This is a genomic window from Pseudovibrio sp. Ad5, assembly GCF_001623095.1.
Classification (GTDB): domain Bacteria; phylum Pseudomonadota; class Alphaproteobacteria; order Rhizobiales; family Stappiaceae; genus Pseudovibrio.
In genome coordinates, this window is sequence record NZ_LMCH01000016.1 from 42,410 (window position 1) to 57,393 (window position 14,984).

At 49.8% G+C, this 14,984-nt stretch carries 14 protein-coding genes; 1 reads left to right on the top strand and 13 read right to left on the bottom strand.

Annotated features, from left to right (window positions below; all coding sequences use genetic code 11):
• Positions 1–14 precede the first annotated feature (14 nt).
• The 9 genes from ccoS to PsAD5_RS11120 all read right to left on the bottom strand — a co-directional run bounded on the left by ccoS (position 15) and on the right by PsAD5_RS11120 (position 9,584).
• The gene (gene ccoS / locus PsAD5_RS11080; RefSeq protein ID WP_057464974.1) at positions 15–203 is read right to left on the bottom strand and encodes a cbb3-type cytochrome oxidase assembly protein CcoS; all 189 of its coding nucleotides are present in this window, start codon (positions 201–203) and stop codon (positions 15–17) included.
• Between the two features lie 8 nt (positions 204–211).
• Positions 212–2,431: a cation-translocating P-type ATPase gene (locus tag PsAD5_RS11085; RefSeq protein WP_063292155.1), complete on the bottom strand. Its 2,220-nt coding sequence runs from the start codon at positions 2,429–2,431 to the stop codon at positions 212–214.
• A 12-nt stretch (positions 2,432–2,443) separates the two neighbouring features.
• Positions 2,444–2,971 (bottom strand): FixH family protein, encoded by a 528-nt coding sequence (locus tag PsAD5_RS11090; protein ID WP_063292156.1) that lies wholly within the window; start codon positions 2,969–2,971, stop codon positions 2,444–2,446.
• 123 nt (positions 2,972–3,094) lie between these two features.
• Entirely contained in the window at positions 3,095–4,495 is a 1,401-nt protein-coding gene (ccoG, locus tag PsAD5_RS11095) for a cytochrome c oxidase accessory protein CcoG (protein ID WP_063292177.1), read from the bottom strand.
• Between the two features lie 171 nt (positions 4,496–4,666).
• Complete coding sequence (gene ccoP, locus PsAD5_RS11100; RefSeq protein WP_057464971.1) at positions 4,667–5,542, bottom strand: cytochrome-c oxidase, cbb3-type subunit III; 876 nt, start codon at positions 5,540–5,542, stop codon at positions 4,667–4,669.
• A complete protein-coding gene (locus PsAD5_RS11105) occupies positions 5,542–5,700 on the bottom strand; it encodes a cbb3-type cytochrome c oxidase subunit 3 (RefSeq protein ID WP_057464970.1) in 159 nt (52 codons plus the stop codon). The genes ccoP and PsAD5_RS11105 overlap by 1 nt, the downstream gene beginning before the upstream one ends.
• 10 nt (positions 5,701–5,710) lie before the next feature.
• Entirely contained in the window at positions 5,711–6,445 is a 735-nt protein-coding gene (gene ccoO / locus PsAD5_RS11110) for a cytochrome-c oxidase, cbb3-type subunit II (RefSeq protein WP_063287341.1), read from the bottom strand.
• Positions 6,446–6,459: 14 nt separating this feature from the next.
• Complete coding sequence (gene ccoN, locus PsAD5_RS11115; RefSeq protein WP_057464968.1) at positions 6,460–8,112, bottom strand: cytochrome-c oxidase, cbb3-type subunit I; 1,653 nt, start codon at positions 8,110–8,112, stop codon at positions 6,460–6,462.
• A gap of 359 nt (positions 8,113–8,471) precedes the next feature.
• Positions 8,472–9,584: an AbrB family transcriptional regulator gene (locus PsAD5_RS11120; protein ID WP_063292157.1), complete on the bottom strand. Its 1,113-nt coding sequence runs from the start codon at positions 9,582–9,584 to the stop codon at positions 8,472–8,474.
• Between the two features lie 215 nt (positions 9,585–9,799).
• Here PsAD5_RS11120 and hemN point away from each other — a divergent pair, with 215 nt between their 5' ends.
• Positions 9,800–11,149 (top strand): oxygen-independent coproporphyrinogen III oxidase, encoded by a 1,350-nt coding sequence (hemN, locus tag PsAD5_RS11125; RefSeq protein ID WP_063292158.1) that lies wholly within the window; start codon positions 9,800–9,802, stop codon positions 11,147–11,149.
• Between the two features lie 151 nt (positions 11,150–11,300).
• Here the strand turns inward: hemN and PsAD5_RS11130 are convergent, their stop codons facing one another.
• The 4 genes from PsAD5_RS11130 to PsAD5_RS11145 form a co-directional block, all read right to left on the bottom strand.
• The gene (locus PsAD5_RS11130) at positions 11,301–12,020 is read right to left on the bottom strand and encodes a Crp/Fnr family transcriptional regulator (RefSeq protein ID WP_063287338.1); all 720 of its coding nucleotides are present in this window, start codon (positions 12,018–12,020) and stop codon (positions 11,301–11,303) included.
• A gap of 235 nt (positions 12,021–12,255) precedes the next feature.
• Complete coding sequence (locus PsAD5_RS11135; RefSeq protein ID WP_057464964.1) at positions 12,256–12,591, bottom strand: response regulator; 336 nt, start codon at positions 12,589–12,591, stop codon at positions 12,256–12,258.
• A gap of 172 nt (positions 12,592–12,763) precedes the next feature.
• The gene (locus tag PsAD5_RS11140) at positions 12,764–13,366 is read right to left on the bottom strand and encodes a response regulator transcription factor (protein ID WP_181952038.1); all 603 of its coding nucleotides are present in this window, start codon (positions 13,364–13,366) and stop codon (positions 12,764–12,766) included.
• A 52-nt stretch (positions 13,367–13,418) separates the two neighbouring features.
• Positions 13,419–14,525: a two-component system sensor histidine kinase NtrB gene (locus PsAD5_RS11145; protein WP_057464962.1), complete on the bottom strand. Its 1,107-nt coding sequence runs from the start codon at positions 14,523–14,525 to the stop codon at positions 13,419–13,421.
• Positions 14,526–14,984 lie beyond the last annotated feature (459 nt).

Consider the following 14,984-nt stretch of genomic DNA (forward strand, 5'->3'; position numbering starts at 1 on the left):
GCTGAGGTCCCTGCTCAGGAAACCTTGCGTTTAGCAGCTTCTACCGGTGTACTGTTTTCCTGCAAATCACCATCATCCAGTATACGCCACTTCGGCCCTTCCATATCATCATACTGACCAGAGCGGAGGGACCATAAGAACGCTACCAAACCTGCGCCACCAAGAAACAGCGCAATTGGAATGAGGTAGATTAAGACTTCCATAGTTCTGTTCAGGCCTCCGGATTGGGCTGAGTAGATGAGCCTGCGAGCATTCTCAGGCGTACAGCGTTGAGTGTCACAATAATGGAAGATCCCGACATAGCCAAGGCTGCAACAAGAGGTGTGACAAAACCTAGCACTGCAAACGGCACTGCAATCAAGTTATAGACAACAGAAATGGCGAGATTTTGGTTCATCACCCAGCGCGCTTTCTTTGAGATAGTCAGTGCGCTCATAACGGGCGCAAGGTTATCTCCCAAAAAGACAGCGTCTGCTGCTGCCTGACTAACGTGAACCGCTGAAACGGGCGAGATGGATACGTTTGCTGCCGCGAGCGAGGGGGCATCATTGAGGCCATCACCAACCATCAAAACCTTCTTGCCTTGTGCTTTCAGTTTTTCGATATGGTCGATCTTGTCTTGAGGCTTCATAGCAGCTTGCCAACTTTCAACACTAAGCATCTGCGCTGCGTGTTCGACTGCACCTTTATGGTCACCACTGAGAATTTCAATTGTGTAGCCCGCAGTTTTGAGCTTCTGGATCGTTTCAGTTGCCCCTTCCCTCATAAACTGGCCAACGGGAAGCAATTGTGCAGGCTTGTCTCCAGATTGGAAAGCGACAAAGGAGGCATCCGGTTGCTGCGTTTTTGCTTGTTCGAGCTGCTCATCAGAAACACCGCAAAATGCGGGAGAGCCTAGCTTCGCACACATTCCATCGACGACAGCTTCCACCCCTTTGCCCGCACTCTCTTTTGCATCTGGCAGTGCTTGTTGTGCGCCGGTTGCTCTTGCGATGGCCTGAGACAATGGATGTGAAGAAGACAGAGCAAGACGACCCGCCAGTTCTAGCTGCTCCGCAGAGAGACCATGCTCCTTTGAGAGTGAAGCTTCTGGCAATGTCAGTGTGCCAGTCTTGTCGAACACAATGGTATCAACTGTCGCCAGACGCTCAATCGCATCACCAGCGTTCAGTAGAACTCGTTCATTAAAGAACAAGCCGCTTGCCACAACCTGAACTGCCGGAATTGCAAGCCCCAAAGCACAGGGGCATGTGATGATGAGAACAGAGATCGCTATGACCAAAGCCGGTTGCCATGCCATGCCGAGCATGATCCAGCCCACAAGCGTCAGTAGGGCAGCCGCATGCACAACGGGCGCATAAAGCTGTGAGGCGCGATCTGCGATATGAACGTACTTGGATCGACCTTCCATAGCCGTTTCCAGAAGTCTGTTCACTTCATCAAGCAGTGTGCCTTTTGCAGCAGCAGTTACTTCAATCTTCAACACGCCGTAGGTGTTCATGGTACCAGCGTAGACGAGGTCCCCTTCCCCGACAGGCTGTAACAAGGTTTCACCTGTCACTAGACTCTGATCGACTTCTGATGTGCCCGTGGAGATCTTGCCATCGACGGAAATGCGCTCACCAGCTCTGACCAGAACACGATCACCAATAGACAATTTAGACAGAGGCACATCGAGTGCGCTGCCGTCCTCTTGTATCTTAGCAGCGCTCTCAGCCTTCAAAGTCGCGAGGTTTTCCGCAAAAGAACGCGTTTTTCTGCGCATGAGATGATCGCAGTAACGGCCAACGAGCAGGAAGAACAACAACATCACTGCGCTATCAAAATAAGCGTGCTCTGCTTCCTGAACGGTTTGCCACATGGAAAGGCCAGTTGCGAGCAACACCCCGATTGTGATTGGTACATCCATGTTCAAACGGCCTGTCTTCACAGCCATGTAGGCACTGCGGAAGAAAATACGGCCAGAGTAAACGACGGTTGGCAGTGCGATTAGTGCGGAAACCCAATGGAAGAAAGACCGGGTCTCAGGATCAATATCTGATGCGTTGCCAGACCAGATTGAGATGGACAACAGCATGATATTCATTGCTGCAAAGCCAGAGACGGCCAGTGCGCGCAAGATCTCTTTGCCCACAGCATCGCCGCGGGATTTTACCTGAGCAGGATCAAAAGGATACGCTTTATAGCCCAGCCTTTGGAGAAGATCGACAATAGGAGATGGATTGGTCTTCTCTCCATCCCAGTCCACTGAAAGACGGTGGGATGACAGGTTTACGCGTGCTTTTTCTACACCATCCAATTTCTGGAGGCCACGCTCGATTTCGTACATACATGCAGCACACGTAATACCGTCAACAGCAAGGTCCATATGAGCCTTACCGTCATCGGTATTTGTTACGAATGCAGCCCAATCCCTTTCAGGCGCAGACATGCTATTACCGCCTTACTCAGCGAAGAAAATCTTGTTTTTGGAACGGAAGATCGGAAGTGTTTTGTCACTTCGATCCGCGATTTCTACGACCACGTTCCAGTTGCCCGCGCCAATGCCAGATGCATTGGCTACATATTCACCTGCGGAGCGCTCAGACAGAATTAGGTCCTGATCAGCTGCGGTGATTGTTGGGCGGTGCAGTTTAACGGTGACCATTTCGCCAGTGATTGGAGCACCAGCTTTGTCTTTAGCCAGAACGCGAATATGGGCAGAGCCATCACCGTTGCGTTCAATGGCAGCATTTACGCTCCAGTTCAGAGCGGCCTGAGCATTCGCCTTGGCGATTTCTTTGTTGTATCGCTGGCTTACCTTGTAGGAGCTATCGACTTCCAGTCCTGGGAAGGTGTCGAGCGCAATATAGATCATAACAGCATTCATAGCGGCGATAGCACCGAAGAACGCGATAAGGCTGAACAGAACCATGCGGCCGGTAATCTGCCGTGGCTTGCGTGGAGACTTGTGGTCTACAGCCATTGTCATATCCTAGCTCCTTTTGGCGACTCATAAGATGGGGGGTGAGCTTCGCTTTTTGATTGTTAAAGTGATAAGGGGCGTACCCCTTATCACGCAAGTTTAATTAGGTGCTTTTACAGCCTGTGACTACTACTTGCCGGGTGCCCGGAAAAAGTCATTGATTACTGTTGTTTCACCCGTCTCTGTGTCCACCAGCTTAAAGCTCATAGGCAGAGAGCTTGGCATTTCAACGCCAGCTGGAGAGAACACCAGTGCTCGTACAGAACGGGTCGTATCAGCATCTACCGACAAGCTCAGCTGAGTATCCTTTGTCACGTCAGCCGCGTTCTTGTGAATGCCCACAACCTCAAAGGTAGCCCCTGTAGGCATATCCTCAACGCTAAGCGTGAAAGATTGCTCGTTGTTGTGTTTGTTCAGCAGACGGAGTGAGTAGCCGTTTCTGAAGGACCCGTCACTTTGTTTAACATACAGCGGGTTCCGGTCATGAACGACAGACAAACTCGTCATGGAGCGATTGAGCTGGGCGTACAGCATCCCACCTGCAATCAACGCAATGATTGCTGTATAGACTACAGTACGAGGACGGATCAGACGGTAAACTGCTGTCTCACCTTTCTCACGACGCTCAATGTTATCGTCCGTGTCATATGCGATCAGACCCGTTGGCTTTCCAACCTTGGTCATGATTGAGTCACACGCATCAATACACAGACCACACTGGATGCAATCGAGCTGCGCGCCTTTACGAATGTCGACACCAGTCGGACATGCATAGAAACACTGATTACAGTCGATACAATCACCAGCTGGCAAGCCTTCTGCGATGCGCTTTTTGCTCTCTTTCAAGTGACCACGAGGTTCACCACGGTCGTAGCGATACGTCACATTGAGCGCATGCTCATCCGTAAGAGCTGCCTGAATACGTGGCCAAGGACACATATACACACAGACCTGCTCACGCATGTGACCAGCCAGCGAATAGGTGGTGAACGTCAGGATACCGATCCAGACATAAGCAGAAAATGCAGCCTGACCGGTTGCCAGATCATACACAAGGGTTGGAGCATCCGCGAAGTAAAGAACCCACGCCCCACCAGTCCACCAGGCAATCATCAGCCAGAGAAAATGCTTCGTTCCCTTTTTGAGAATCTTTTCTGCATTCCAAGGCTGTTTGTCCAGCGTAATCCGCTTGCGGCGATCGCCTTCAATCACGCTTTCTACGCGGAAGAACAGGTCTGTCCAAACTGTCTGCGGGCAAAGATAACCGCACCAGAGACGACCTGCGATAGCATTCATCAAAAACAGACCAACAGCTGCAATGATGAGCAATCCGGCGAGGTAATAGACTTCCTGTGGCCAGATTTCGAGAAAGAAGAAGTAACCTCTTTTTCTCTCAAAATCGACGAGAACAGCCTGATCAGGGAGCAAAGGCCCTCTGTCCCAACGGATGAAGGGAGTAAAGTAATAAATTCCAAGGGTAATAAAAAGGATTGCCCATTTGATTTTCCGAAAACGGCCATTTACCTCCATAGGGTAAACTTTAGCCGCTGACGCGAACCAGGCTTCGTCCTCTTCTTTATCGATGGGTTCAACTTGGCTAGACATAATGTCTTCCTCAGTTGGCGATGTGCTTTGTGCAAGTGAAGCGAGGGCACTTACGCGTCCTCGCTTGTGTCGTCATCTCAAAAATATTCAGAGATCTTATTGACCGCCACCGAGTGAGTGAACGTACACAGCCAGTGATTTAACTGTGGTTTCACCCAGACGATCGATCCATGCAGGCATCACACCGTGACGTGGTGCATTCACCTGCGCGATGATGTCTTCTACGGACTTGCCATAGAGATAGGTTGGTGCTGTCAGGTTCGGAGAACCTGTTTCCAGATCACCCTTAGCGTTTTCCATATGACAGGCAGCACAGTTCTCTTCATAGATCACTTTGCCTGCTTCCAGATCAACGCCTTCTTGTGTTGGAAGACCTGCTATAGAACCAACATAGTTCGCAACCTGAACAATCTCTTCTTTTTCAAGCAGCTCATCACGGCCGAATGCAGGCATTTCCGCATACCGGGTTTCGTCATGTTCTGAACGAACACCATAAGAGATCGTGGTTGAGAGGGTGTCCAAGTCACCACCCCAGATCCAGCTGTCGTCCTGAAGGTTAGGATAGCCTTCAAAGCCTGTCGCACCAGTTCCATGACAAGGTGCACAGTTGTCACCGAATGCCACTTCACCCTGAGCCATAGCAAACTCAAGCAGTTCCGGAGTATCACGAATTTCTTCGAGAGATGCTTCGAGAAGCATCTTGCCGGTTTCTGCGCGCTCTGCAGCCGCTACATCAAAGTTCTCCGTTGCAACCGCACGCTGGCTGTAGTTCAGAAGACCTTTTGTATAGCCGTTGACCAATGGCCAACTTGGCATGAGGATCCAGTAGATTACGGACCATACGATGGTGCCGTAGAACATATAGAGCCACCACTTAGGGAGCGGATGATTGAGTTCCTTCAGGCCATCCCATTCGTGACCAGTGGTTTCGACACCCGTTACCTGGTCGATTTCCTTTTTGTGCTCAGCCATTAATCGTCCTCCCGCAGCGGGATCTGTGAAGCATCGTTAAAGCGCTCCCCATTGCTTGGCCAGCAAGCGTAAAGAACTACGCCTGCAAAGATTGCCATGAAATAGAGCAGGCCACCAGTTTGCGCGAAGTGTGCAAGAGCGGTGTAAGTCGCGTCCATCATCTTCTCCTTAGCGCAAGTTGGCTTTTTCGTCGTAGAGGCTAAAGTCTACGAGTGTGCCAAGCATCTGCAGATAAGCCACAAGTGCATCCATCTCAGTCACTTCTTTGGCGTTGCCGTCAAAGTCGCGGATGAGAACATCTGGGTAACGCTCTTCGAACGCTTCCGCTGCATCACTATCAGGCTCGGCCTGAGCGAGGAGATCCACTTTTGCGCTTGCGATCTGTTCCTCGGTATAAGGAACACCATACAATGCATTCACTTTCAGATGGTTCTCGATCTCGATCGTAGAGAGCTTGGCATCCATCAGGAACGGGTAGCCAGGCATCACTGAGGTCGGAGACACTGAGCGTGGGTTGATCAGGTGATCACGCTGCCACTCATCAGAGTACTTGCCGCCTACACGAGCGAGATCAGGACCAGTACGCTTAGAACCCCATTGGAATGGACGATCGTACATGGATTCCGCTGCCAGCGAGTAGTTGCCGTAGCGCTCCAACTCGTCGCGCATTGGACGGATCTGCTGTGAGTGACATGCATAACAGCCTTCACGCACATAGATGTTACGTCCAACAAGCTCAAGCGGAGTGTAAGGGCGCATGCCCTCAGTTTTCTCAATCGTGCTCTTCAGGTAAAAAAGAGGCACGATTTCCACGAGACCGCCGATTGAGATCATGATGATGATGCCAACAATCAGGATCAGCGAGTTTTTCTCGAAGATTTGGTGTTTTTTCCAAGCAGACATTCGTGATCTCCCGATTATTCCGCTGGCGTCAGAGCAGGTTGACCTGCACCTTCGCTCTCAACTGCTTCACCGGCACGAACTGTCATTACGAGGTTGTAAACCATGACGAGAGCACCTGCGAGGAAGAGCAGACCGCCGAATGCACGCATGACATAGAACGGGTACATCGCATCAACTGTTTCGATGAAGGAGTACTCAAGGAAGCCGAGGCTGTCGTAAGCACGCCACATCAGACCCTGCATAATGCCAGATACCCACATTGAACAGATGTAGAACACGATGCCAAGTGTAGAGACCCAGAAGTGCCAGTTAACCAAGCGCAAAGAGTACAATGACTTATTGTAAAGCCAAGGAACCAGGCAATACAGAGCACCGAAGGAGATGTAACCAACCCAGCCGAGTGCGCCAGCGTGTACGTGACCAATCGTCCAGTCAGTGTAGTGTGACAGACCGTTCACAGCACGGATGGACATCAGAGGTCCTTCGAAGGTCGCCATGCCGTAGAATGCAACGGAAACAACCATCATACGCAGAACAGGATCTGTCCGCAGTTTGTCCCAAGCACCTGACAGAGTCATCAGACCGTTGATCATACCACCCCAGGAAGGCATCCAAAGGATGATGGAGAAGGTCATACCGAGCGTGCCCGCCCACTGAGGCAGAGACGTGTAGTGCAAGTGGTGAGGACCAGCCCAGATGTATAGGAAAATCAGAGCCCAAAAGTGCACGATTGACAGACGGTAAGAATACACCGGACGCTCAGCACGCTTTGGAATAAAGTAATACATGATTGCCAGGAAGCCAGCAGTCAGGAAGAAGCCAACAGCGTTATGGCCATACCACCACTGCACCATCGCATCTTGAACGCCGCCCCAAACAATATAGGATTTAGTGGAGTAGATGCTGACAGGAATAGACGCGTTGTTGAACAAATGCAGAACTGCAATTGTCACGATAAACGCGAGGTAGAACCAGTTCGCTACGTAAATGTGAGCTTCTTTGCGACGCCAGATTGGCCCCAAGAATGTCAACAGGTAGGCCACCCAGACAATAGTCAGCAGCAAATCTGCGTACCATTCTGGTTCGGCGTATTCTTTACTCTGTGTAACACCAAGCAGGTAACCTGTACCCGCAACAACGATGAACAGATTATAACCCAGAACAACAAACCAAGGCGAAATCGTACCCATCAGACGGGCCTGACACGTGCGCTGCACAACGTAGAACGATGTTGCAATCAACACGTTTCCGCCAAATGCGAAAATCACGGCTGAAGTATGGAGAGGACGGAGACGCCCAAAATTGGTCCAAGGCAGATCAAAGTTCAACGCTGGGAATGCCAACTGCGAAGCGATAATCACGCCGACGGAAAAGCCTGCGATACCCCAAAAAACAGAAGCCCAAGTCGCAAATTTTACGGGCCCCATATTATAGTTCGGTTTGCCGTTAATCTCTAACGGTGCCGGACTGTTATTTCCGTCGAAGTATCGGCGAAAAATAAAGAAGATACCCGCCAGTGATGCTAATGCAATCAAAGCGGTATGAAATGCCAAGACCTGATCCCAGGTTTTCCCTGCAATGATCAGACAGAAAATCGCTGCTACCAAAAGAAGTACGGTGTAACCGCCTTCTTCAAGTGACAGATATCTGACTTTCCGCTCACCCATGATGTTCGCCCCATATAAAGTAAACAAGTTCGTCCAGATAGGACTACTTGAGCGTAGTTCTATGGGTGGCAAATTGCCCCGCCCTTGATACATGTCAAAAAGAACTCGAACAAAAAAAATAAAATTACTCTAATTCGCAACTACACCCCCCATTATCGGGTTTTCGTCATATATTACATGAATTTAGGGCAAGATGCGTTGTTTTGGCGCAGCTTGAAGCGAGTTTCACTGGTTCCTGAGAAAGTTAGCGTAATTTGATAGGTGAAGCGGAGGCGGCACGCATACATAGAATCATGATTAGCTAGATAAGTTCTCAATTTCATACCGCAGCGCACCAAACTCTCGCTGCGAAACTCGACCTAGGTCGCAACCGAATTTTCCGTGGGATCTGTTTTTTGCGCGCCGGTTGGCCCCAGCACGTATCTGGTCACAACCGGCATGAACGCTAAAAGTCCCATAAAGCGAGCTAACTGGTGGGTGGCAACGAACACCGGATCAATGTCCAGCAGGATCGATATAAGAAGCATTGCTTCCATACCTCCGGGAGCAAAGGCCAGAAAAACCTTATCGAATGAGACGTCCAGAGCCCAAGACGTCACCAGCGCCCCTGTTAGCGCAACTGACAGACTGATCGCAAACACCACAAGAGACGTGCCAAGCATAGGCTTTAAGGTGCTGCTTTCCATCTTCCCAATATAGAGGCCTACATTGGTTCCCATGATTACGTAGCAAGGTATGGCAAGCCAAGCAGGCAAGTTAAACTCTAAGATCCCCGTTGAGTTAAGGGCAGCACTGGCAAAGAATGCCCCAGTGAGCAGTCCAGCAGGCGCCTTCAGCCTTAAGGCCAGCATTGCAAAGATCGCGCAGACCAGAAGAGCAGCTATGAGTTCAACTGCAACCGTTGGACTGAACGCCACTTCGGCATCTTTAGCTATAACGTCGGCTACCTCATTTGAATCGACCATATTTGTGACAATCAAAGGCAGAACAGCAATCAAAAGGAAGAGGCGCACGAGCTGGACAATCATAATTCGGTCCATGGGCGCGCCCCTCTCCAAGGCGAGCGCAGCGGTCATTCCCAGTGCGCCCGGCAAACCTGCGAAGAATGCCTCATCCCTACCCCAGTTGCATTTTTTGTAAGCGTAAAGGTAGACCGTTGTGGTGATGCCACCGACAACAGCACCCAGTGCTAACATCGACAAAGGCCACAAAGAGGCTCCCTCCCAGAAATCTGGAGAGACAGCAGTCCCCATTGCAGCTCCGATAAATATGGAATTTGTGGAGGTTAGTTGCTTGGGAAATGTGAAACCCTGATTAGCGATCAAAGGTAGAGAAAGAGATTTCGCCAGAACCAAGACAACCATAGGCCCTGCCAGAAAACCAGCAGGAAGAGAAAGCAGTTCAAAGACAGCAGCTCCTGCCCCTCCAAGCGCAAGAACTCCAACTAAACTCAGAATGTCTTTTCCGCTCACGGCTTTACCTCCTCATGTCGTCACGACACAAGAAGTACAAATCGCAATTCATATGATCAATCTTGATAGAACCAATCAATATATAATTTCAATCAGAGAGTTTAGAACTGTTCGCAAACAGCCACGAATTGCTTGAAGGGACTTGAGTTTTTTAAAAACTCAGTGTTGTTGACAGGGATCAAAGTTCAATTAGTCCATTTGCGTATGGTAGCGTCATGACCGATCTAGAGCAAAAATATGCGTCCTTGAACGTACCCCGTTATACCTCCTATCCAACAGCTCCTCACTTCAGTGAAGCTGTGACGCCATCTCTCTATGGTGACTGGCTGGAGAGTATTCCTCATGACACTCCTCTGTCGCTTTATCTGCATGTGCCGTTTTGTCAGGAAATGTGCCATTACTGCGGATGTAACACCAAGGCGACACGCAAGATGGCGCCGGTGCTTGCGTATGTGGAGTTGATGCTCAAAGAGATCGACCTTGTGCTAAAGCGCCTTGGTACAGGCCGTCTGGTGCACCACATCCATTGGGGTGGTGGCACACCAAGCCTCGTTCCGCGCGAAGCCTTTTTGAAGATTGTCGAAAAGCTGAAGGACAACTTCGTTTTCTCCGAGGACATTGAGCACGCGATCGAGCTCGATCCGAGAACCGTTGGTGATTATCTGGCCGAGACACTTAAAATGGCTGGCATCACACGGACCAGCCTGGGCGTTCAGGACTTTGATGAAGACGTTCAGAAACAGATTGGCCGCATTCAGCCCTACAAAACAGTGATGAAGGCTGTTACCGCTCTTCGTAATGTTGGATTAAACGACATCAACTTTGACTTGATGTACGGGTTGCCGGGACAATCTGAGCAGACAATTCGCGAGACAGTTGAGTACACCAAAGAACTTGCGCCGGGCCGTGTTGCTCTGTTCGGTTACGCGCACGTGCCTTGGTTCAAGAAGCACCAGCAGTTGATCAAGGAAGAGAACCTGCCGGGCGCGAACGAGCGTATCCGCCTTTCAGACGTTTCTCGTGATGCACTCGTCGATGCTGGTTATGAAGTGATCGGTCTTGACCACTTTGCTCTGCCAACGGATGAGATGGCAATCGCTTTGAAGGAAGGCCGCCTACGCCGGAACTTCCAAGGTTACACCACCGACACTGCTGATACTTTGATCGGCTTCGGTTGCAGCTCCATCGGCTTTTTGCCACAGGGCTATGTGCAAACGACACCATCAGCTCGCGAATGGGAGCGTATGGTTGTTGATGATGTACTGCCGATCAAGAAAGGCATTGCCGTTGATCAGGTTGACCTGTGTCGTGCTGAAATCATCATGCAGCTGATGACCTACTATGAGGTCGATTACGCAGCCACAGCAGAAAAGCACGGGTTACCAGTCAGTGAGTTTGACAGCATTCCAGCTGAGATGCAGGAAATGATTGATGATGGCGTTGCGACCCTTGAGGGAACGGTTGTTGCGGTGACTGATGCAGGCCGACGCTATGTTCGCGTCGTGGCAGCGGCATTTGATACTTACCTTGCAACTCAGCAAGCACGACACTCTGTCGCGGTATAATCCCGATCTGATCCAAAGATGAAAGAAGCGGCCTTTATGGGCCGCTTTTCTTTTGTTCGGACAACAAAAAAGGCGCTGAGTTTTCAGCGCCTGTTTCATTCATTTACAGCGGATGCCTTATCAGGACATCTATGCTCTAGAAGTGAGTTTCTTAGTGCATACCAGTCAGCTGACAGATGCCACAGATATTGGTGATGTGGATGCTGTCCTGCTTTTCAACCTTGATCAGACCGCGACGCTTCAACTGAGAGATCACACGGCTTACAGTTTCAATGGTCAGGCCTAGATAGTCGGCAATTTCCTGACGGGTCATGGACAGAGCAACAGTCTTGGTATCTGGTCGACCCTCTTCATTCGGGCCTGAGCAGCCGTGTCCACCACGATTTGGCACCAAGCTCATCAGAAATGTAGAAACGCGCTCCAGTGCGGATTTACGACCCAGCAGAACTGTGTGTTCGTGAAGGATCTCCATCTGGGACAGCAAGCAACGATTTACATAGTGCTGCATCATCGGAGAAGTAGAGATCTCGCGACTTTCGAAAACCTGCAACTCAACTTCGGTCAGCGCTTCAGCCGTGCAGTCAAAGAAGTCACGGTTGGAGAAACCGAGCATATCGCCTTCACGCAGAATATAGACCACCTGGCGACGTCCGTCCGGAAGCAGCTTGTAGAGCATCATAACCCCACGCACGACTTCATAGAGGCGCTCTGCCTTATCACCCTCATAGAAAAGCACGTCATGCGCAGACAATCGCTGCTTACGACCAAGATGCTTTCCCGCGGCTTCTGGCTGCTTGAAGTTTTCCTGACAACCGTTGAATGGTGCCTGGCCATCAAGGTCGCTAAGCTTTGTCAATGTGGCCGATACCATAATCCCTCCTCGCGGATATCTCCGCAAACATCGTGCCTGGGCAAGTAGCGAGAACTATTCGTCTATTCTCTAAATGCCGCTTGGCCATGGCAAACATCCGTCATTGCTTGCCTGACCTGTTGATGCAGATTTACTGATTAGAATGCAACGTCAAAATACGCATTAAAACTTATGGAGCAGGTTCATATCTTAGTAATTTGATCTGAAACAATCGAAATTTTGCGTTAGATCAAGTTTACACGTACACCAATAAATCCTGTTCTTTCAATGGCTTACGAACAACAGGCGTTGTGGTGATTTTTGGCAAATCTCGCGTAATCTTCCAGAGAGGCTGGCCGCTGATTGCGACAATTTGTGGCGCCTCATCCAAAGCAGCAACCTTCTCAATCAAATCAGATCCCGCCAATCCGGGAAGGTGCAGATCAACAAAGACAGTGTCATCTATACGAGGTGAAGCATCTGAGAGAAACGATTCTCCATCTGCAAAAGCGGCGCATGAGAGTTCGAGGCTCTCAAACATCCTGGCAATTGCATCTCGCACAGATACATCATCTTCGACAATATAGATCACAACAAACCCCAGCGTTGTTCTCGTAGCTCATGAGACAAAGCACAAAGGTGCAGCACTTTGTCTCACCAGTCACCATAACCAAGCGCCGGGGTCTTGTAATGCGTAGTAACACTCGGGAATAACAAGATTGGCCGAAAGTATAGCCAGTCATTCCCAATGAAGTTGCGCTACATCAAGCAGCTGGAGGCTCACCTGTAAGGACGATGCGGACGAGATCCGCAGCATTACGTGCACCAAGTTTTTCCATGATGCGCGCGCGGTGAACTTCAACAGTACGTGGAGAGATCTTGAGGTTTCTACCAGCTTCCTTGTTGGAGGAACCAGCAGTGATCTCAGTCAACACCTGACGTTCGCGTGGCGTCAAAGTTTCTGCGCCAGGGAATGTCAGTGTATTTGCACCACTCGCCTGTGCATTTCTGGAAACAGCTTCACGCACACGAGAGATGATGGATTCAACATCAAATGGCTTTTCAATGAAGTCGTAAGCGCCTGATTTGATTGCTTCAACAGCCATTGGGATATCGCCCTGACCGGAAATGATAAAGATTGGCGCAGGGAAGTTCTCACCATTCAGGCTTTTCAGAATATCAATGCCTGAGCGTCCTGGCATATGAACGTCAAGAAGAACACAGTTCGGCGTTTCTTCTTCTACCCCACCAAGAAACTCTTCAGCATTCGCAAAGGATTTTACGCGAAACCCTTCTGTTTCAAACAGCAGAGAAAGCGCGTCGCGAACCGCTGGGTCATCGTCAACAATATGGATCACAGACGGCATGGTCATGATTGCTCAGGTCCTTATTCTTGTTGTTCTAAACAACAGCTTCAGCTTAGCTTGTTGCTTTTGAGTTTACCGGGAGCCTCAAAGTGAAGGTTGCACCTTTACCTTCCTCATATGGCTCTACAAGTAAATCGCCACCATGGTTTTGGGCTATACTCCGAGAAATCGCAAGTCCAATACCTAAACCGCGCCGCTTTGTCCCAGTAAAGGCCTTGAAAAGGTGCGACACTGCTTCCTCATCCAGCCCTGGTCCAGTGTCCATAACCTTAACAAACACATTGTCATCGTCACGTTCGACAGAAACAACTACTTGCTTAACAGGTTGATCCTTTACGGCTTCGCCTGCATTTCGGATCAAGTTTACAAGAATCTGTTGTATTTGTACGGAGTCCAACTCAAGCTGGTAGTTATAGTCCACGAAAGTAGAGATGAACTCGACATCATCCGCTTCGTGCCCTACCCGAACGAGCTCAAGGCAATCATCAATGAGTGTTGCAAGACCGGTTCCGATGCATTGCGGAGCCTGCCGTTCGACAAAGTTACGCATCCGCTGGATGATCTGACCAGCACGTTCAGCCTCCACCACAGCCTTATCCATCAGGCTGATCATAGGATCATCAGGCTGATCGGCAGCTCTTGCACGGCGCGCTGCCGTTTGCAGATAGAGCATCAGAGCCGTGAGTGGCTGATTAACCTCGTGAGCAATCGCAGCGCCCATTTCGTCCAACGCGTTCACGCGGGTCATTGTCACCAGGTTAGATTGCAGCACACGAAGGCGTTCTTCATATTCCTTGGTTGCCCGAAGATCTTTCAGGACACCGATGAACTGATGACCGCTTTCTGTCTGAGCTTCGCCAACGGACAGTTCTATTGGAATTTCGGTTCCGTCTTTATGGCGACCGACGACTTCGCGGCCAATGCCGACAACTTTCGGGTCTCCGGATTTTAGATAGTTCCGAATGAACTGGTCATGCTGCTTAGCAGTGGCGCTCGGCATCAGTGTGTTGACATTCTTGCCAACGACTTCGGCGCTCTTGTAGCCAAACATGTTCTCGCAAGCACGGTTATAGATCAGGATCGTTCCGTTATCATCGATGACGATGATGCCATTAACGGCTGTATCCAGAACACTGTGCAAGCATGAAGAGGAGACCATAGTAGTTTCCTAGTTGTTGTAGGCGTACCCGTACGCTTATCTAAACGGGTATCTAGATGGGTATTTTGACTAATCAGCTATCCCATGGCCTGAGCTAGGTCAATCACCTAGCCTGCGACTGATTTAACGATTAATTCCCGCTAATTCATTGATATATTATGTAGGAGACGAGCGTTCTCTAAACCTGAGCGTGTAAATCTAGAGTTTGAAGACATCAGAAGCGAGGCTGCCATCCCGCTAGATAATGCATTTACCTATTGTAAAACCCAGAGAACCCTTAGGTTAGTTTATGTAAAATATTATTTTACGAGTTTTGGGTCACGACGCAAAATCATTGCGTAATTTGGAATAAGACTAAGTAGAGTAAACCAAAAGTAGTAAGCGTGTTCACCTATACGGCGCGTATATGTCGCAGGATATATCATACTCTGAGCCTAGGTTTTCCACCGTAGCACAACG